Source organism: Pedobacter sp., from assembly GCF_965279535.1.
GTDB lineage: Bacteria > Bacteroidota > Bacteroidia > Sphingobacteriales > Sphingobacteriaceae > Pedobacter.
On record NZ_OZ257244.1, the window covers coordinates 5,199,438 to 5,220,115 of the forward strand.

Sequence of the window (20,678 nt, forward strand, 5' to 3'; positions counted from 1 at the left end):
ATAAAAGCCGGCAGTGTAACACCCTGTCTTGATACTTGATACTAAATACTTGATCCTAAACACTCGATACTAAAAAATGAATTTAAAGAATAAAGTAATCATCATAACAGGAGCCTCCAGCGGAATAGGTAAAGCTTGTGCGGAAGAATTCGCTAAACGTGGAGCAAACCTGGTGCTGGCTGCCCGTCAGTATGTTACGCTTTGTGAAATAACGGCCGATTTAGAGAAAAAATATCAGATCAGGGCAGTTGCAGTTCAAGCAGATGTAAGCCAGGAGGCAGATTGTGAGTTGATTATCAAACAAGCAATGATTTCATTCCAAAAGATTGATATTCTTGTTAACAATGCAGGTTTATCTATGCGTGCGTTGTTTAATGATTTAGACCTGGCAGTACTCAAAAACTTAATGGATGTTAATTTTTGGGGAACTGTTTATTGTACCAAATATGCTTTGCCCGAAATTTTAAAAGCTAAAGGAAGCATAGTAGGAGTATCGTCTATCGCTGGTTACCGCGGTTTGCCGGGAAGAACGGGATATTCAGCTTCTAAATTTGCCATGAATGGTTTTATGGAGTCTTTACGCACTGAGCTGTTGAAAACCGGTGTGCATGTGATGGTGGCATGTCCGGGATTTACAACCTCAAATATTCGGGTAGCAGCGCTTTCAAAAGATGGTGCGGCACATGGTGAGACCAGTATGGAAGAAGGTAAAATGATGAGCGCAGAAGAAGTAGCGAGCAACATTGCAGATGGTATTGAACAGCGTAAAAGAACACTTATCATGACAGGACAAGGAAAACTTGCAGTTTGGATGAATAAACTGTTCCCTAAGTTTACCGATAAAAAAGTATTTGAACTGTTTGCTAAGGAGAAAAATCCGCTGATAAGCGATAAATGAGTGGAAAGTGCAAAGTTGAAAGTATAAAGTTGAAAGTATACAGTATAAAGTGGAAAGTTTGGGTTGGATCTGTGCCAATGACGAAAAATGAAAGGCGAAAAATAATCAATGCTTGATACCAGATACTTTTTTTCACAAAGATTTTGGAAATTTAAAAAACTATCTCAATATTTGCTGTATAACATGATAATTAAAAACTTAAATAACAATTGGTGGTGGCATAACGAAATTCGTTAGGCAACTTCTATTGTGTATATTTTAAAATATTTATTTAACACCAAAGGATTGCCCAAAAGCAATCCTTTTTTTTATGCAAAATTTTTAGTCCTTAAACCCTATAGATTTGCAGGACTTAGCTGATACAGAGATGAAAAAAATTTTAAATCATTTATTCGAGAATAAAACTTTTAGCCGGGCAGAAGCTAAAAATATTTTGATTTCCATTACCCAGGGTGAATTCAATTCTTCGCAAATTGCCGCTTTTATCACGGCATATGCCATGCGGAATATTACAGTTGATGAATTACAGGGCTTTCGTGATGCGATGCTGGATATCTGTGTAAAAACTGATTTAGCTGATTATGAATTAATTGATTTGTGTGGAACAGGAGGGGATGGAAAGGATACATTTAATATTTCCACACTTTCATCTTTCGTTGTTGCAGGTGCAGGCCATCAGGTGGCTAAGCATGGTAACTATGGCGTTTCATCTGGCTGCGGCTCATCGAATGTTATGGAGTACCTGGGCTATACTTTTACCAGCGATCAGGATATTTTAAAACGAAATTTAGACAGTGCGGGTATTTGCTTTCTACATGCACCTTTGTTTAACCCTGCCATGAAAATTGTAGCACCAATCCGTAAAGAACTCGGTGTAAAAACATTTTTTAACATGTTGGGGCCAATGGTTAATCCGGGGCATCCCAAATATCAAATGGTAGGCGTTTTCAGTTTAGAACTCGCTCGTTTATACGCTTATTTATATCAGGAAACGGATAAAAATTATACTATTGTACATGCATTAGAAGGCTATGATGAGGTTTCACTTACCTGCGATGTGAAGACTTTCACCAATAAAGGAGAACACATTTTAACGCTGAACGACATGGGATTTGAGCGTGTTTCTACGCAAGATATCAAAGGTGGAGACACTGTTGAATCATCGGCCAAAATATTTATGAATGTTTTAAATGGTGAGGCCACTGATGTACAGAATAACGTCGTATTATGCAATTCGGCACTGGCTATTAAAACCATAAAACCTGAATCTTCATTTGCAGATTGTTATTACGAAGCAGAAGAATCGTTGATGAGTAAAAAAGCGTTAAATAGCTTCAAACAATTGTTAGCATGCTAAAGTTAAAAGTTTGTGGAATGAAATATGCTGCTAATATTGCAGCTGTAGCAGCATTGCGACCAGATTACCTTGGATTTATATTTTATGAGCAATCGCCACGTTTTATTAATGAAGTATCTGCAGAACTCATTAAATATATTCCGGAAGAGATTAAAACGGTTGGTGTTTTTGTAAATGCGGCCATTGAAGTTGTAGCTAAACAGGTAAATACAAACAAGTTAAAAGCTGTTCAGCTACATGGTAGTGAATCTCCGGAATTTTGCGCCCATTTAAAAAGTCAATTACCCCATTTAGAGCTGATCAAAGCTTTTGGCGTAGACGAAGAATTCGGTTTTTCAACGCTGGAAGCATATAACGAACACGTAGATTACTTCTTATTTGATACTAAGACCAAAGCACACGGCGGATCTGGAAAGACCTTTGATTGGCGGATATTAGCAGCGTACCAAGGCTCAAAACCTTATTTTTTAAGTGGCGGGATAGATTTAGCGCATGCAGAGACCATTAAAGAAATTCAGGATCTACGCCTTTATGCATTAGATATTAATAGCAAATTTGAATTTGAACCCGGCCTGAAAGATGCTGAAAAAGTAAGTGCTTTTAAAGCGATAATAGAAGGAAGTAAATAAATATACATTCGCTTTTCTTTTTGAATGGCGAGAATTAGAAAGAAATATCATGAAATATAAGGTAAATGAAAAAGGATATTACGGTGATTTTGGAGGAGCTTACATTCCCGAAATGCTGTATCCGAATGTAGAAGAACTGCGTCAGAATTATTTGAAGATTATTGATGATGCTGATTTCCAAAAGGAGTTTCATCAATTATTAAAAGACTATGTAGGAAGGCCTTCGCCTTTATATCTAGCCAAACGGTACTCGCAAAAATATGGTGCTAATATTTTCCTTAAAAGAGAAGATTTAAACCATACAGGTGCCCATAAAATCAACAATACCATCGGACAGATTTTATTGGCAGAACGTTTAGGAAAGAAAAGGATTATTGCTGAAACAGGTGCCGGACAGCATGGCGTAGCTACTGCTACTGTTTGCGCGCTCCGTGGTTTAGAATGTGTGGTTTACATGGGCGAAGTAGATATTGAGCGCCAGGCACCTAATGTGGCCCGTATGAAAATGCTGGGCGCAAAAGTAGTAGCAGCAACATCCGGTAGCAAAACACTAAAAGATGCAACCAATGAAGCCATGCGCGATTGGATTAACAACCCTGTTGATACGCATTATATTATTGGTTCAGTGGTAGGCCCGCATCCTTATCCAGATATGGTAGCTATTTTTCAATCCATCATTTCTGAGGAGACTAAAAAGCAGCTTTTAGAGCAAACCGGAATTGATAAACCAGATTATGTTCTGGCTTGCGTAGGCGGTGGAAGCAATGCCATGGGGATGTTTTATCATTTTATGGATGATGAAGATGTGAAATTAATTGCAGTGGAAGCAGCAGGTAAAGGTGTAAGCAGCGGTTTATCAGCAGCCACCACTTATTTAGGTCAGGAAGGCGTTTTACATGGCAGTAGAAGCATTTTAATGCAAACGGAAGATGGACAAGTGGTAGAACCCCATTCTGTTTCTGCAGGTCTGGATTATCCTGGAATTGGTCCCCAACATGCCCATTTATTTAAAACCGGTCGTGGCCAATATGTATCCATTACTGATGATGAGAGTTTGGAAGCAGGTTTACTTTGTACCCAATTGGAAGGTATTATTCCTGCAATTGAAAGTGCACATGCCCTGGCTTATCTAGAAAAAATGCAATTTAAAGGCGGAGAAAATGTAGTGGTTTGTCTTTCTGGTAGGGGAGATAAAGATTTAGAAACTTATATTAAATATTTTAACCTGTAGGTGAGGATTGAGCACTATAATCAGGTCTCAAATCCCATCGATCTCAAATCTCGAACAATGAATAGAATAAAAGAACTCTTCGAAAAGAAGAAAAATATATTATCCATTTATTATACCGCCGGATATCCCAATATCGGAGATACTGTCCAAATTGCCGAAGCACTTGAACGATCAGGGGCAGATATTTTGGAAATCGGCTTTCCTTATTCTGATCCTGTTGCCGATGGTCCGGTAATTCAGGCGAGTAGCAAACAGTCTTTAGATCAGGGCATGACACTTAAAGTGCTGTTTGAGCAATTAAAAGATTTGCGTAAAAACGTTACCATTCCTGTTTTATTGATGGGATATGTAAACCCAGTGTTGCAATTTGGAGTAGAAAATTTTTGTAAAGCATGTGCTGAAGTAGGCGTAGACGGATGTATCGTTCCGGATTTACCGATGGTAGAATATGAAGAGTTTTATAAGGATTGTTTCGAAGAACACCAGTTGAGCAATATTTTCTTAATTACGCCACAAACTGCTGAAGAACGTATCCATAAAATTGATTCATTAACCAATGGATTTATTTATTTATTGTCTTCATCAGCTACCACAGGAAAAAATCTGGAGGTTGGAAATACAACAGAAGACTATTTCGCAAGAATTAAAGGATTAAATCTTAAAAACCCAACGATGATCGGTTTCGGAATCAGCGACAAGCAAACATTTGATAAGGCATGTGAGTATGCTAATGGAGCAATTATCGGAACGGCTTTCGTGAAAGCTATCGCAGATGGTAACCTTGAAGAAAGCGTGGAAGGGTTTATGAAGAAGTTTCGTGCATAAGTTTTTTGTCATCTGAATGCTTGAAGAACCCCAGCGATGATATGCTAATACATGTAGCACTGCCAAATTAATGATCGGCACGCTGTCAAAACAGATTAGCTTCGCTGATCACTTCGTGATTCTTCAAGCGTTCAGAATAACAGGAACGCTATACAATGGATTCTAACTGCATTCATAGTAGCATCTTGCTACGACGGTATCATTAAGTTTCTGCAGGCCTGGGGTAGCTTAATTAGTTACATTAAACTGTTTCCAATCATCGTAACTCATTTCGAATTTAACTTCAGCCTCATTTACAACGCCTACTTTCTTCCAGCCTTGCAAACTATAAAATGCTTCTGCTCTGGTATTGGGAGCAGTACCCAACCAAATCAGATCTTGTGTCTGATCAAAATACCAGTCCATCATTAAGTGATGAAGTGTTTTACCAATGCCTTTTCCTTCATGTTCTGGTCTTAAAAATAAAGCCCACACATTATGATCTTTTAAATCGACAATGGAGAATCCGACAATTTGTCTGTCGATGACACAAACCCAGCCCTTACCACGATTGGTTATAAAATCCTCACAATCGGCATCCGTAACCAATTTGGGATCAGATAGTGTATTTTCTTTGACAGTATGTCTGACAATCTGAATTTCGGGTATGTCAGTTATTAAGGCTTCTCTGAAAATCATTAGACAATTTTTTTAAAAATTATTTCTCACATAAAAAGGGCTTTGACCTTCATGAAGAGCATTTTTAATAATATTCACCTAAGCTATAAAATGTTTATGACAAATTAATGATCCTCAATTTCTGAATTGGTTCTACCTTTGCTTAACAGTGTTAGATTATTTAACTGTATATCTGTCATGGGAAGCAAGGAAAGAATTCTTCGATTAAAAGATGAAACCAGAACTAAAATTCTGGATGCTGCTTTGGATATTGTGCAAAAGGAAGGTTGGCAGGCGCTAAGTATGCGTAAAATTGCCGATGAGATAGAATATACTGCACCGATCATTTATGAGTATTTTCCTAATAAAGAAGGAATTTTACTGGAACTCACAAGAAGGGGATACTTAATTTTAGCTAAAGATATTCGTGAAGCCAGAGACAGCCATCAGTTACCAGCAGAAAAGATGGAAGCCATGTGGATTGCTTACTGGAATTTTGCCTTTGCCAATAAAGAATTTTATCAGCTCATGTATGGAGTAGATATGGTTTGCTGTACGGTGAAGAATTCTTTAGCCGAAGCAGAAAATGTAGGTAATATGCTTGGTGAAGTAATTGAGTCATTATTTGTGAAGAAGCCCGTTTCTGAAGACGACATCTGCATGAAGTACTACACTTACTGGTCGATTATTCATGGTTTGATTTCGATTAACCTGGTTCGCCCGAATGGAAGAACTACTGATGACATTAACCAACAGATTTTAAAGGATGCAATTAAAGGCATCACTTTATCCATTAACAGTTAATTTTTTTAAAAACAATAATTTAACACTGTTAAATTATTTATACACTATAAATCCAATTTAATTTTAATCCATATGAAATCTCTACATCGCTTGTATTTGTTATTTAACAGTGTTAAACAGTTTATCATTGTTAGGTACGTTTTAATTTTCGCCCTTCTATTCATATTATTAAATGGTTGTAAACCTAAACAAGAGCAGGCGGCAGCAGCTCCACCGCCACCTGTACTTCCGGTTAGTTTAATTGCCGAACAAACTGAGACTACCTTTATTGAGTATCCTGCCGCAATTCAGGGTGCAGTAGATATAGATGTTCGTCCACAGGTTAGCGGATACCTGCAAAATGTTTTAGTAAACGAAGGTGCTTATGTTCAGGCGGGACAAACCTTATTTAAAATTAATGATAACCCTTTTCGCGAAGCTTTGAATAACGCAAAGGCCAGCTTACATGCAGCAGAAGCAGCTATTTTAAATGCTCAACTCGAAATTGATAAGTTAACTCCCCTGGTTCAAAATAAAGTAGTTTCTGATTATCAGTTGAAATCGGCGAAAGCTGCATATAAAATTGCTCAGGCAAATGCCGAGCAAGCTAAGGCGAATGTTGCATCAGCTCAGATCAATTTAGGTTATACCAATGTAAAAGCAACGGTTAGCGGCTATATTGGCCGTATTCCTAAGAAACAAGGAAGTTTAGTATCACCAACAGATCAAACGGCTTTAACTCAGTTGTCTGATATCCATGAAGTACATGTTTACTTCTCTTTGGGAGAAAATGACTTCAATAGTTTCAATGCGAAATACCCTGGAAAAACTCCTGCAGATAGGATTAAAAACCTTCCTGCTGTGGAACTTTTATTGGCCGATAATTCTGCTTATCCTGTTAAAGGAAGAATAGATATGATTGACGGACAGTTCGATAAAAACACGGGTGCCATTACATTAAGAGCGAGTTTTCCTAATGCAAATGGTGTATTACGTTCAGGTAACACCGGAAAAATACGCTTAGGTTTAAAACATGATGATGCCATTTTAGTCCCACAATCTGCAACGGTAGAAATGCAGGATAAAGTTTTTGTTTTCACCATGAACAAGGACAATAAGGTGAGCAAATTGCCGATCACTGTTATTGGTAAAAGTGGAACCAACTACCTGATCAAAGATGGTGTTAAGGCCGGAGATCAGATTGTATTAAGCGGAATGGATCGTTTGCAAGAAGGCCAGTTAATCCAGCCAGAAAAGGCCAGCGACAAAGCAGCCAATTTAATTTCTAAAAAATAATTGAAATACCATGTTTAAGATATTTATACAAAGACCCGTACTGGCTACGGTGATCTCCATTTTATTGGTGATCCTGGGGGTATTGGGTTTAACGAAATTGCCGCTTCAGCAATTTCCTGATATTGCTCCACCCTCTGTATTGGTAACGGCCGTTTACCCGGGAGCAAGTGCTGAAACGGTGTTAAGGTCGGTTGCACCTTCTCTGGAAGAATCAATTAACGGGGTAGAAAATATGAGCTACATGAGCTCTACTGCCAGTAACGATGGATCTTTAGCCATTACTGTATTCTTTAAATTGGGTACAGATCCCGATCAGGCTGCGGTTAACGTTCAGAATAGGGTGGCACAGGCTACCAGTCAATTGCCTGCTGAGGTAGTACAACAAGGTATTATCACCGCGAAGCAACAGAATAACTTCATTATGGCCATTGGTATGTACACCGATGATGAATCGAAATACGACCAGACTTTTGTGGCCAACTATGCTCAGATTAACATTATCCCTGAAATCAAAAGGATCCCAGGTGTAGGTTCGGCAAGTATTTTTGGTGGTGTTAAAGATTACTCAATGAGGGTATGGCTTAACCCAACGCAAATGGCTACCCATAAAATTGCACCAAACGAAGTTATGCGCGCTATTCAGGATAAAAGTTTGGAAGCCGCGCCAGGTAAATTTGGGGAGCGCAGTAAAGAAGTTTTCGAGTACGTAATTAAATATAAAGGCAAGCTTACCAAGCCTGAAGAGTATGAAAACATTGCCATCCGTTCTAATGCAGACGGCTCGGTGTTGCGATTAAAAGATGTAGCCAGAGTAGAACTGGGCGCATATTCATACAACAGCTTAACCCGTTTGAATGGAAAAAAAGGGGTGGTAATTGGTATTATCCAGTTGGCTGGATCAAACTCTAACGATATTCAGATTGCCATCAATAAGTTGATGGAGAAGTCGGCTAAAGATTTCCCTTCAGGAATTAAACACAATATTTTCTACAGCACTAAAGTCGCTTTAGATCAGTCTATTGAACAAGTAGAGCATACCTTGGTAGAGGCATTTATATTGGTGTTCATTGTGGTGTTTATTTTCCTTCAGGATTTTAGATCTACATTAATCCCTGCCATTGCGGTTCCGGTAGCGATTTTGGGTACTTTCTTCTTCATGCAGTTGTTTGGTTTCTCAATTAACCTTTTAACACTTTTCGCTTTAATTCTGGCTATCGGTATTGTGGTGGATGATGCGATTGTGGTGGTAGAGGCTGTGCATGCCAAAATGGAACATAAAAAATTGTCTCCTAAGGTGGCTACAACAGAGGCCATGCATGAGATCACAGGTGCCATTATTTCCATTACTTTAGTTATGGCCGCAGTGTTCTTGCCTGTAGGCTTCATGGAAGGTTCAACTGGTGTGTTTTACAGACAGTTTGCTTTCACCATGGCCATCGCAATTGTAATTTCAGCGGTAAACGCTTTAACGTTGAGCCCGGCATTGGCTGCTTTATTTTTGAAAGATAATCATGCCGATCATCACCAGACAGAAGAAAAACAAGGCTTTAAACAGAAATTCTTCCGTGGCTTTAACAGTAGTTTTAATGCGTTAACTAACCGTTATGTAGGTGGACTTAAATTCTTGGTGCGTCACAAATGGGTGAGTTTAGGCGGTTTGGCATTGATTACCGTATTAACAATCTGGATGGTGAAGAAAACACCATCGGGCTTTATCCCAACAGAAGATCAGGGCTTTATCGCCATTGCGGTGAATACGCCTTCAGGCACGTCATTAGATGGAACTTCTAAAGTAATGACTGATGCTGAAAATACCTTAAAAAAATTGGATGCTTCTCGTTTTGTAACCGCGATTTCAGGATTTAACCTATTAACCAATTCTACCAGTCCGTCTTCAGCAGTAGTTTTCGTTTTGTTGAAACCAACAGAAGAGAGAGGAAAAGTGAAAGATATCAATGATATCATGAACGTGGTTCGAGGTGAATTGGGTAAAATCTCGGGCGGTAGTTTCTTCGTGTTCAGTTTCCCTACAGTACCAGGATTTAGTAATGTAGAGGCACTTGATTTGGTGCTTCAGGATAAAACGGGTGGTAAGCTTGATAAGTTCAGCGGTATCTCTCAGAACTTTATCGGAGAACTGATGAAACGTCCGGAGATTGCAGTGGCCTTTACCAGTTTCAAAGCAGATTACCCACAATTACAATTGGAGGTTAACGATGAAAAAGCCGATCAGCTGGGCGTAGATGTAAAAGATATCCTGCAAACCATGCAAACCTATTTTGGTAGTGCCCAGGCATCTGATTTTAACCGTTTTGGTAAATATTACAGGGTAGTGGTTCAGGCAGATGTTCAGGACAGGACAGATCCTTCTTCTATTGATCGCGTATTTGTTAAAAATAAGCAGGGAGATATGGTTCCGATTAACACTTTGGTTAAACTTACCCGTATTTATGGTTCTGAAACGGCTTCAAGATATAATTTGTTCAATTCTATTCAGGTAAATGCCATTCCGAAACCCGGATTTAGTTCTGGTGATGCCATTAAAGCCATTGAAGAAGTAGCAGAGAAAAATTTACCTTCAGGATACAGCTATGAGTTTTCGGGTCAAACGAGAGAAGAAATCTCTTCTGGCGGGCAATCAACGGTTATCTTTTTATTGTGTTTAGTATTTATTTACTTCTTATTAGCCGCACAATATGAAAGCTATATCCTTCCGTTAGCCGTAATTTTGTCTATCCCAACTGGTATCTTTGGTGTATTTATCGCCATTGGCTTAACTGGCATAGAAAATAACATTTATGTTCAGGTAGCCTTAATCATGTTGATTGGTTTATTGGCCAAAAATGCGATTCTGATTGTGGAGTTTGCAGCACAGCGAAGAAGAGGAGGGCAACCATTGGTAGCAGCGGCATTAGAAGCTGCCAAATTGAGGTTACGTCCAATTATTATGACATCCTTGGCTTTTGTGGTGGGTTTATTCCCTATGAGTATTGCTACCGGCCCGTCTGCGCAAGGTAACCATTCTATTAGTATTGGTGCAGCAGGAGGAATGGTGTCAGGCGTAATCCTGGGATTGTTTGTGATTCCTGTACTCTTTATTGTGTTCCAGTTTCTTCAAGAAAAAATATCTAAAAAAAGCAATGTGGTTATTCCTCATGAAGAACCCATTAATCATGTAGTTTATGAAACGGTTTAATTTATATATCATCTTACTCCTGGCGATAGTTTGGAGCGGATGTTCAGTTTCTAAAGATGTTGCAACACCTATTGGGATCGCACCTCAAATGTTTAGAAATATCATTTACAGAGATTCATCCAGCGTTGGAGATTTATCCCTGAAAACTTTTATTACCGATCCAACAGTTCAAGGTTTGATAGATACCGCATTGGTAAAGAATGTAGATATGCAGATTGCGTTGAAAAATATCGATGCTGCGGATGTATTGTTTAAACAATCTAAATTGGGCTATTTGCCTGATTTGAAATTACAGGTGGCTGCCAATAGCAGCCGCCCATCTGATAACAGTTTAAACGGATTGAGTTTAAGCCAGTTTACAGGGCAAAAGCACATAGAAGATTACAGTGCTAACCTTGGCCTAAGCTGGGAAGCCGATATTTGGGGTAAAATCCGCAACCAGAAAGCGGGGGCTTTAGCGAGCTACTTGCAAACTCAGGAAGCACGAAAAGCGATTCAAACCCGTTTAGTTGCCAACGTAGCACAAGGTTATTACAACCTGCTTATGATGGATGCACAGCTCGAAATCGCAAAGAAAAACCTGAAATTAAATGACAGCACCCTGAGGATTATTAATTTACAATTCAGTGCTGGCCAGGCTACTTCTTTAGCCGTACAACAGGCTGAAGCACAGCAGTTAGTGGCTGCCCAGTTGGTGCCCAGACTGGAGCAGAATGTTGCTTTGCAAGAGAATGCTTTAAGTGTTTTAATTGGTACTTTGCCACAGGCAATCAGCAGGGATAATCGTTTGGATAAGATTGCTATTCCTCAGGAACTGAATGCAGGCTTTCCTTCAAAAATGTTAAGCAGACGTCCTGACATCAAAGTAGCTGAGTTAGCGTTGAATGTTGCCAATGCCAGAGTAGGAGTTGCTAAAGCCAGCCTTTATCCATCGTTGGTAATTACTGCAAGTGGTGGTGTAAATTCATTTAAAGCAAGCAATTGGTTTAATGTGCCTGCTTCTTTATTTGGAGTTGTAGGAGGAGGGATTACCCAACCAATTTTTCAGCGTGGACAATTAAAGGCAAATTATGAGTTGGCCAAGATAGATCGCGAAAAAACGGTAATCCAATTCAGGCAGTCTGTATTAAATGCTGTAGGAGAGGTTTCTGATGAGCTGACTAAAGTAGAGAAATTAAAAAGTCAGTATACTTTGGCCGAGAAAAGAGCACAAACCTTACAGCAGGCTACAAAAAATGCAAGTTTGCTGTTTAAAAGCGGAATGGCCAGTTATTTAGAAGTGATTACTGCTCAGGGTAACCTTTTACAAAGCGAATTGGAACTGGCTGCAATTAAAACAGAACAACTCAATGCAGTGGTTGGTTTGTACCGTTCTTTAGGCGGTGGATGGCAGTAAGTTAATGATAGAATGATAAAGTGATTGAATGATTGAATGACTCAATTATTGAATGATGGGATGATGGAAAATGAGGCAGTGATTTCCTGCTGATATTTTCCATCTTCTTTATTTTACGCAGTTTTTGATTTTATCGATTTCAGGAAAGTAAAACCAATTATGCCCGATAAAATTGATGCTGTTAAGATTGCAAATTTTGCTTCTGAAACATATTGACTATCGGTAAAAGAAAGCAGGGCAATAAAAATTGACATGGTAAAACCGATTCCGGCTAACATACCCAAACCCAAAATATGTTTCCAACCGGCTCCTGATGGCAGTGTTGCCCATTTTAGCTTTACAGCGAGCCAGCTAAAAAAAGTCACGCCAACAGTTTTTCCTACAAACAGCCCCACAATAATTCCTAGTCCCAAGGGGGAAAATAACCCGGCAATCATTCCCTTTTCAAAGGAAATATTGGTATTAGCCAAAGCGAAAATGGGCATAATTAAATAGTTAACGGGTACTGTTAAAGCATGTTCCAATTTTTCTAAGGGAGATTCGATATCTGTTTCGTTTGTTGGAATGGTAAAAGCCAATAATACGCCCGCAATGGTGGCATGTATACCTGAATGGTGAATAAAGTACCAGAGAAAAATTCCCGGAATAAGATAAAAGACCAGGTGCTTAATGCCAAAATAATTCATCAGACTTAAAACCAATAATACTCCCGTTGCCATGAGCAGGTAGTCAAAGTGGATTTGGCTGGTATAAAAAACAGCAATTACCAGGATCGCTCCAAGGTCATCTACAATGGCTAGTGCAGCTAAAAATATCTTTAAACTTGCCGGTACATTTTTGCCCAACAGCGCTATGATTGCCAAAGCAAAAGCAATATCGGTAGCCATGGGAATGCCCCAACCCGAATCAGTACTTTTCCCCGTATTAATGGCTGCATAAATCAAGGCGGGCACTAACATTCCACCTAAAGCAGCGATTACCGGTAATGAAGCACTTTTAACAGAAGAAAGTTCTCCTTCTACCAACTCGCGTTTAATTTCTAATCCCACCAACAGGAAAAATATAGCCATCAACGCATCGTTAATCCAGGCTAAAATGCTGTAATTGATTGGGCCAAACCCGATCTTGGTTTCTAAGAATACATTAAAACCATCCTTTGAGGCCGTGTTTGCCAGGAGTAAAGAGATGGCTACGCAAATCAGTAATAAAAAACCACCGATCTGACCAGAACGAAAAAATTGTTTGAAAGTTTCCAGGTTGATAATTTTAGCCATTGGGGTAAAGATAGTGATTGAGTTTTGAAAGCATGCTAGTCATTAATATGGCAGTGCTAAATTCATATTACCAGACTCTTCACTGTGTTCAGAATGACAAATAGCCTTACTCATTCTCTCATTCAACTTCTGTTATGAGAAATAATTGAATTTTGAATGCGTGTATGATAGAATGGTAACTGTAGCAGCTTAATCCCTCATTCATTCACACACTCATTCCCTCATTCAATCCTTCAATTTTCCATCCTTCAATAACTACTTCGCTTTACCAATATTCAGGCGGATATTCACTTCAAAATCACCATCCGTATAACCACTAATTGCAGAGGTAGCAGTATTATAGTAAGCCATAAAGTATAAGGTAGATTTATAGTTCATCCCTACTCCGAAGGTAGCGTTCTGTGTGCTATGATACATTCCCATCAGGTATAATTTGTCGTTGGCGAAGTTGGCATTCAAGCCGGCATCCCATAAATTGTCGTAATTTTTTATGCCCCTGAAAACGGCTTTAGGTTCTAAACTTACTGCGTTAATTCCGGAGCTAATATTAAATTTATAGCCTACTGCTGAGTAGAAGGTTGGTTTATCCGCAAAATTTTGATCATCGTTTCTAAAAACAGAACGCATATTCGGAATTGCGCCTTCTACATTTAAACCATTGGATGTATATGAAATACCAAAATCTCCATCAAAATAATAGCCCCTGTCGTTAAAGCGTGCAATGGAAGGATCGTTAATATCGCTATTTTTTACACTTCCAAAATCCAGTCGATCCTGGCTTGCACCAAAAGAAACACCAAAGTTTAGCTGTTGATCCTCGTTATTTAAGGGTAGGTGATAAGCGAAAGTTCCTACAGCCTTAGTACGCTGAATACCACCCGATTTTTCGTTGTAAAAGTTTACACCCCATCCCACTTTGTTAAGCTGCTGATCCAGTGTAATACTCTGCGTAATCGGTGCGCCTGGAATATTTGACCATTGCTTTCGGAAACCTCCGTTGATATTGAAACCTTCATTGATACCTGCCATTGAAGGGTTAACCAGATAGCGATTTTGGAAATATTGTGCATTTAACGGCAGAATCTGCGCCTTAGCTGCGTTCAAAAATAATGTTGTTGTGGCAAAAAAGGTGGCTACACGACTAATTTGCTTGATGTTGTTGATAAATATTTTCATGTAATTAGTCTCTGATGATGTTGATATAACCTTTAAATGTGCTGATACCCGTTCCCATATCCAGTATGTAATAGTAGGTGCCTTCTGATAATGGACTGCCATTAATCATTCCATCCCAATCGTTGCTGTAGCTTTGTTTAGTATAGAGTACTCTTCCCGCCTTATCGAAAATCTTCAGGGTATTGTTGGGATAGTAATCCAGGTTTTTAATGATGAATTTATCATTGATCCCATCTCCATTAGGGGTAATCACAGTACCAGCTTCTAATTTGTAATCGTCTACTACAGTAATATTGATGCTTTGATCAGTTGTACAACCATTAGCATTAGTTACCGTTACCTTGTAAATACCGCTTTGCTTTGGCCTGATGGTTATTGCAGTTGTATTCTGTCCATTGCTGATGTCGTTTCCTGTCCAGCTATATTGCGTTCCGCCCGAAGCCGTTAGGATCAAAGCCTCGCCTTTGGAAACAGATAGACCATTATTACTGCTGATATTGATCGTTGGCAAGGCATTAACCGTTAGTTTAAAGCTTTTGCTTGTCGTATTTACCCCGCCAAAATCCGTTCCGCCATTATCTGTAACCGTTACTGTAATATTGGCAACCGCACTCATGTTATTTTTTAAGTGATAAGTAATTGTAGCTTTATCTGCACCGTTAGCGACAATGGATAGCTGATCAAAAAGGCCAGGATTATCAGAACTAACAGCAAGCGTTGTGGTTTGTACACTTTCAGGACCAGCTGAAATACCTGTCACAGCTACAGTTTGATTCGTATTGGTATAGCAGATGGTCTGATTAGCCATGTTAGCCAATGTCGGTGCACCATTTCCAAATAAATACCGGGATTTAATAGGGTAGTGATCAGTTGTGGTAGAACTGTAGTTGGTAACGAGATTTTTAACAGCATCCAGTACTTCAGCTGATGCCGGAATATAGTTTTTATTTAAGTCTTTAGAAATAATCACATTATCAATTACGGTATTAAAACCTGCGGTAGATTGCTTTCCAGCTAAACTCAACGGTAATGTAATCGGGAAATAATTAGTCACGTCTTTGGTGAAATCTGAATAAGATGTTCCGGTTCCAGCAGGCATTGGGGCGATGGTTTTATCTGCATCTAAAACATCATTAAAATCACCCAGTATAATTACTTTTTTCCCAGCCAGATTAGCATCTATCCAGTTTTTCATTTGCAGGTTACCACCTTTTCTTCTGTTGTAAGAATCTACCTGTTCTGCTGGTGTACCTGTATTGGCTTTGGCGTGAATCTCGATAAAGTAAACAGTATCTACTTTATTATTGATCTTCACTTCTGCCTGCAACATATAAGGGAAGCGCCCTGATGACCAGTTTTTATAAGGTGTTCCATCTGCAGCAGTTGCAGGTACAGCCGGATTGTAGGTGTCTCTTAAAATTCCAAGCGTTTTAATCGGTTTAATGAGATCAGTGCGATACATGAAAGCTAACTTTTGTGATAAAGGATAATCAATGTCCGCCTTATCATCTGCATAAGAGCCGAATTCACTAAACACAACACCATAGCCGGCAGGTAATACTGTATTTCTAAATAAAGTAGTATCTACAACTTCAGCAAAACCATAAATATCTGCTTTTAGGTTACTAACAATGGTACCCACATTGGAAGCCTGTAAAGCATCGTTAGAAGGATCTTGTGCCGGGCTTCCAAACCATTCTATATTCCAGTTTACTACTTCAAGGGTATTGGCAACATCGAAGGTATTACCCGATAGTGCAACAGTTTTATTGGCAGAACCGGATGTTGTAATGGTTACATTACCTGTATAAGTAGTGTTTACGGTTGCAGGACTAAATTTCGCATATACCTTAGTAGAAGTATTATTAATATCTGCTTTGGTATAGGTTAATGTATTGGCAAAGGTACCTCCACTCGTTTTTGAGATACTAAAGTTTGCTGGTGCTGTAACTGTAACATCGCCGGTTAGGTTACCTGCTGAAAAACCGAAGGTACTTTCTGCCGAAGTTGTATTTACAGCCTGGAAAGCGAAATTAATACTGGATGGTGATACCGTGATATCTACTGCAGGAGGAGTACTTGAATTCCTAACCTCCAAATCATCTAGCGTCCAGCGGCTTGCCGCGCTGGTAGTTGAATTGTAAACTATGGCAATATAAAGGGGTGTAGCTTTGTAAGCAGTTAAGTCTATATGGTCTGATTTTGTCCATTTGTCGCTCGCAGTTTCAGGGAATTTGCCATCAATACTGATCCAGGTGGCGAGCGCGGGATCACCTGAGCCAGTGTAGTTGGTAGAGATTTTTAACTGTAACTTATCTCCGGCAAATGCCGATCTGGTCCAGAAAGAAAGAATCGCATAATTCATACTGGCTAAATTCAAAGCCGGAGAAATTAACCAGTCTTCATTTTGGATATTTCCACCCGAAAAACCATTAATCTGCAATGCATTTCCTGCACTTCCTGCTCCTGTTGCATCACTGGCATCGTGCCCAAAAGTTGTGGTACAGCCCCAGGTTTGCGCGCCCGTAACACTGTATTGATAAAAGCCATCGGATAGCGCTGAACTACCAACTGTTGTACAATTCTCGAAATTGAAAGCAGTTTGGTTGGGATCTATTGCTGGTCCTGATAAAGCTAAACTTACAGCAGTTGCACCTGCGCTGGAGTGTAAAACAGCTCCGGTTATGTTACCTTTAGCAGTAGGGTTAAACTTCACATAAACAGTTTGATTTGAAGTTAAATCAGTCGCTGTAAAGCTCAACGAGGTAGCGTATGTTACGTTATCTTTCGAAATAGTAAATGGACCTGTTACTGCTAAGGTAGTTGCCGCAGTCAAATTACCACCTGATAAAATGTATGTTTTTGCAGTTGATGTAGTGTTAATGGCTTGGTTATTAAAAGCCAGTGATATGGGTGTAACTTTTAAGAACGGCCCGTTGGTTGAAACGGGTTCTGTAACGGATGAATTCTGCGGGTTGGCAGTTTTGCTTACAAAATCAACAGCATTATCATCGGTATCGTAACCATTTCCAGCGAATTCTTCGCTTCCGCCAACCCCAAGTGTCGTTGCCGTTGAGGTGGCACTTGCTTTACGTTCTACCGAAAATGTTGCTGTTGGCACTGGCGCAGGACCTGTACCTTCAAAACCAACTGCAGTAGTTCCGTAGCCTACTAAATCAATAATCTGTGTTCCTGTGGGCAATGTTCCAGATTGAGCAGTAGCCACATTAGCCAGTAAAACTTTACCTGCACCACCAGCCATTGAAATAGTTCCTGTCTTGTCAGGAGTAGGCAGGTCAGTAGTTCCAGCTGATCCGGCAGCTTGCTGAATCAGGTAGAAACTTTTGGGCGCAATGCTGCCAGATAAAGGTGTTACCTGCCATGAAGTTCCCGCTGCACTGGCATATTGAACAGACCAGCCTGTTAAATTAACGGTGGCAGTAGTGGGATTGTAAATTTCAATAAAATCATTTCTGTAAACAGAACCAGTATTACCACCTGCTCCATAAACTTCAGAAATGACCAGATGGTTAACTCCGGTTGGTTCTTTTATAGCGCTGTTTTGCGGATTGGGAGCTGTTATCACAAAATCTGCACTGTTGTTGTCGGTATCGTAGCCATTACCAGCGAATTCTTCTGATCCACCAACAGCTAAAGTAGCAGCAGTAGAGGTTGCGCTCGCTTTTCTTTCAATGGAAGTTGTATTCGATATTAATGGTGTTGGTGCGGTTTCAAAACCTGTTGCGGTGGGTCCGAAGCCTACTTTATCGATTACCGTTGCGCTTGCTGGATTTGCTCCTGTTAAAGCGACATTAGAACTGCTTAAAATTACTTTACCTGTAGTTCCCGAAAGTGCTAAAGTACCAATTGCATCTGGTGTAGGTAGATTTACTGTTCCTCCTGCACCCACAGCTTGTTGAATTAAGTAGTAGCCTTTAGCCGGAATACTGCCGGTTAAATCAGTTTTTTGCCAGGCAGCTGTGCCTGCAGCACTATTGTATTGTATACTCCAGCCTGTTAAATCAACAGCAGCATTGGTTGGGTTATACAATTCAATAAAATCATTTTTATAGCTTGCACCAGAATTGCCACCTCCACCATAAACTTCAGAAATAACTACATGTGCAGGTGGAGTGATACCTGTTCCGGTTAAGGCTACATTTAAATTAGAAGCGCCGGTACTCACATGTAAAATATTGTCATTTGAGGTAGTTGGTGTTGTTGGATTGAAACGTGCATAAACGGTTTTGCTGGTCGCCAGTTCTGCTGATGTATAAGTAATTGATGTACTGAAAGTAACGTTGTCTTTAGAAATCGAAAATGGTGCACTAGTTATTAAATTTACATTATTGGTTAAGTTAGTAACGCTTAAAGTATAAGATTGAACAGCAGAAGTAGTACCAATAGTTTGGTTTCCGAAATCTAAACTGGTAGAAGTTGCAGTAAGCGAGGGTTGAGTGGCGTTGGCATTGGCCACAGTTCCGCTAATTACTAAACCATTTGTCCCTGCAGAAGCGGAGTTAAATCCCCAGCCTCCGGTGCTGGTTTGCCCGCTGGCATAGTACCTCAAAGTTATGGTTATTCCTTCTGCAACATTTTGTAAAGCAGGGATTCCACTTAAACTAATGCCTGGAGCAGAAGTCAGGTTACTGGCCAAAATTAATGTTGGCGATCCAATCAGGGTGAAATTTGTGCCATCTAAGCTATAGGCAAACTGTGAACTTACTCCTGGAGCTGCATAAAAGGTTGCAGTGCCTGCAAATTTTGTGTCAATAGCAGATAAGGAAATTTTCTTGCCCGTTGAAGCCGTGAAGGATATTTCAAAATAATCGGTATTCGTTAGTGCAATCCCATTGTTTTGAAACCCAGTTGTTCTGAAAGAATTTGCACCTGCGCTGGCACCTGCAGTATTTCCTCGGCTTAATACAGGGGCTGCGGTTAAACCGGGGTCGAAACTGTTTGCAGTTGAAGTAGCGAGTTGATTTTGTCCTGTGAAATCCCAAGAAGCGATTTGAGCGAAAAGTTGATGGGAAACAAAGAATAATAGAATGAGAAGTAAATGTCTTTTCATATAATCTGTTAAGTTTGAAACAAATGTATATGCAAAAACCTCATTTTCAGATTAACTTAATGTTAATTTGACTGAATGTGGAAAAATACAGGTAATAAATTGAGATTTGTATCGTTGTGTGCCCCAGGGGCACACACCAGTGGGATGGGGCTCTATATGAATAATTTGAAATGGTCTGTGCGCCACAGACCATGGGTTAACAAAATATGGGTTAACAAAACATAGGTTAACAGACCATGGGTTAAAGATACTCTTCAATATCTCCCTTACCTTCACGAATAATCTCAAATTCCCCATTGGTACAATCTATAACAGTTGATGCTTCGTTATCTCCATACCCACCATCAATTACTAAATCTACCAAATCTTCGTATTTTTCATGAATCAGTTCAGGGTCAGTCGAATATTCGATCAGTTCATCATCGTCTTTAATGGAAGTTGATAAAATTGGATTCCCCAGTTCTTTAACGATGCACCTGGCGATGTTGTTGTCGGGCACCCTGATACCAACCGTTTTCTTGTTGGAGCTTAAAAGCTTGGGTACGTTATTGTTCGCATTAAAGATAAAAGTAAAGGGGCCGGGTAAAGCTTTTTTGAGTACCCTGAATGTAGTGTTGTCGATTGGCTTGATGTAATCAGAGATGTGCTTTAAATCATGGCAAATGAAAGAAAAATTAGCTTTTTCAGGTTTAATTCCCCGAATACGGCAAATCTTTTCAATGGCTTTCGGATTGGTAATGTCGCAACCTAAACCATAAATGGTATCGGTAGGGTAGATCACTAAACCACCTTTTTTTAGTACTTCAACCACTTGTTCAATGGCACGTTCGTTGGGATTCTCTGGATAAATCTTAATTAGCATAGGTAAAAATAACAAAATTATGATGCC

14 protein-coding genes are annotated in these 20,678 nt (G+C 39.5%); 9 read left to right on the top strand and 5 right to left on the bottom strand.

The window, feature by feature from the left end; genetic code table 11:
• Positions 1–76: 76 nt before the first annotated feature.
• The 5 genes from ACQY77_RS21620 to trpA all read left to right on the top strand — a co-directional run bounded on the left by ACQY77_RS21620 (position 77) and on the right by trpA (position 4,940).
• Positions 77–898 carry an SDR family oxidoreductase gene (locus tag ACQY77_RS21620; protein WP_421940243.1) on the top strand — a complete coding sequence of 274 codons (822 nt, stop codon included), beginning with the start codon at positions 77–79 and terminating at the stop codon, positions 896–898.
• A gap of 367 nt (positions 899–1,265) precedes the next feature.
• Positions 1,266–2,255: an anthranilate phosphoribosyltransferase gene (gene trpD, locus ACQY77_RS21625; RefSeq protein WP_421940242.1), complete on the top strand. Its 990-nt coding sequence runs from the start codon at positions 1,266–1,268 to the stop codon at positions 2,253–2,255.
• Positions 2,249–2,884: a phosphoribosylanthranilate isomerase gene (locus ACQY77_RS21630; RefSeq protein WP_421940241.1), complete on the top strand. Its 636-nt coding sequence runs from the start codon at positions 2,249–2,251 to the stop codon at positions 2,882–2,884. Before trpD ends, ACQY77_RS21630 begins: the two co-directional genes overlap by 7 nt.
• Positions 2,885–2,933: 49 nt before the next feature.
• Entirely contained in the window at positions 2,934–4,115 is a 1,182-nt protein-coding gene (trpB, locus tag ACQY77_RS21635) for a tryptophan synthase subunit beta (RefSeq protein ID WP_421940240.1), read from the top strand.
• A gap of 57 nt (positions 4,116–4,172) precedes the next feature.
• Complete coding sequence (trpA, locus tag ACQY77_RS21640) at positions 4,173–4,940, top strand: tryptophan synthase subunit alpha (RefSeq protein ID WP_421940239.1); 768 nt, start codon at positions 4,173–4,175, stop codon at positions 4,938–4,940.
• 228 nt (positions 4,941–5,168) lie between these two features.
• Here the strand turns inward: trpA and ACQY77_RS21645 are convergent, their stop codons facing one another.
• Complete coding sequence (locus tag ACQY77_RS21645; RefSeq protein WP_421940238.1) at positions 5,169–5,618, bottom strand: GNAT family N-acetyltransferase; 450 nt, start codon at positions 5,616–5,618, stop codon at positions 5,169–5,171.
• A gap of 177 nt (positions 5,619–5,795) precedes the next feature.
• Between ACQY77_RS21645 and ACQY77_RS21650 the strand changes: the two genes are divergently transcribed.
• The 4 genes from ACQY77_RS21650 (at position 5,796) to ACQY77_RS21665 (ending at position 12,268) form a co-directional block, all read left to right on the top strand.
• On the top strand, positions 5,796–6,401 hold the full coding sequence (locus ACQY77_RS21650; RefSeq protein ID WP_421940237.1) for a TetR/AcrR family transcriptional regulator: 606 nt from the start codon (positions 5,796–5,798) through the stop codon (positions 6,399–6,401).
• Positions 6,402–6,473: 72 nt separating this feature from the next.
• Positions 6,474–7,676 carry an efflux RND transporter periplasmic adaptor subunit gene (locus ACQY77_RS21655; protein ID WP_421940236.1) on the top strand — a complete coding sequence of 401 codons (1,203 nt, stop codon included), beginning with the start codon at positions 6,474–6,476 and terminating at the stop codon, positions 7,674–7,676.
• A 10-nt stretch (positions 7,677–7,686) separates the two neighbouring features.
• Complete coding sequence (locus tag ACQY77_RS21660; protein ID WP_421940235.1) at positions 7,687–10,872, top strand: efflux RND transporter permease subunit; 3,186 nt, start codon at positions 7,687–7,689, stop codon at positions 10,870–10,872.
• Positions 10,859–12,268, top strand: coding sequence for a TolC family protein (locus ACQY77_RS21665; protein ID WP_421940234.1), 1,410 nt, complete (start codon positions 10,859–10,861; stop codon positions 12,266–12,268). Before ACQY77_RS21660 ends, ACQY77_RS21665 begins: the two co-directional genes overlap by 14 nt.
• Before the next feature lie 113 nt (positions 12,269–12,381).
• Here the strand turns inward: ACQY77_RS21665 and nhaA are convergent, their stop codons facing one another.
• The 4 genes from nhaA to ACQY77_RS21685 all read right to left on the bottom strand — a co-directional run bounded on the left by nhaA (position 12,382) and on the right by ACQY77_RS21685 (position 20,651).
• Positions 12,382–13,542: a Na+/H+ antiporter NhaA gene (gene nhaA / locus ACQY77_RS21670; protein ID WP_421940233.1), complete on the bottom strand. Its 1,161-nt coding sequence runs from the start codon at positions 13,540–13,542 to the stop codon at positions 12,382–12,384.
• Positions 13,543–13,797: 255 nt separating this feature from the next.
• Complete coding sequence (locus ACQY77_RS21675) at positions 13,798–14,718, bottom strand: PorP/SprF family type IX secretion system membrane protein (protein ID WP_421940232.1); 921 nt, start codon at positions 14,716–14,718, stop codon at positions 13,798–13,800.
• 4 nt (positions 14,719–14,722) lie between these two features.
• Complete coding sequence (locus ACQY77_RS21680; protein WP_421940231.1) at positions 14,723–19,789, bottom strand: lamin tail domain-containing protein; 5,067 nt, start codon at positions 19,787–19,789, stop codon at positions 14,723–14,725.
• 241 nt (positions 19,790–20,030) lie between these two features.
• Positions 20,031–20,651 carry an L-threonylcarbamoyladenylate synthase gene (locus ACQY77_RS21685; RefSeq protein WP_421940230.1) on the bottom strand — a complete coding sequence of 207 codons (621 nt, stop codon included), beginning with the start codon at positions 20,649–20,651 and terminating at the stop codon, positions 20,031–20,033.
• Positions 20,652–20,678: the final 27 nt, after the last annotated feature.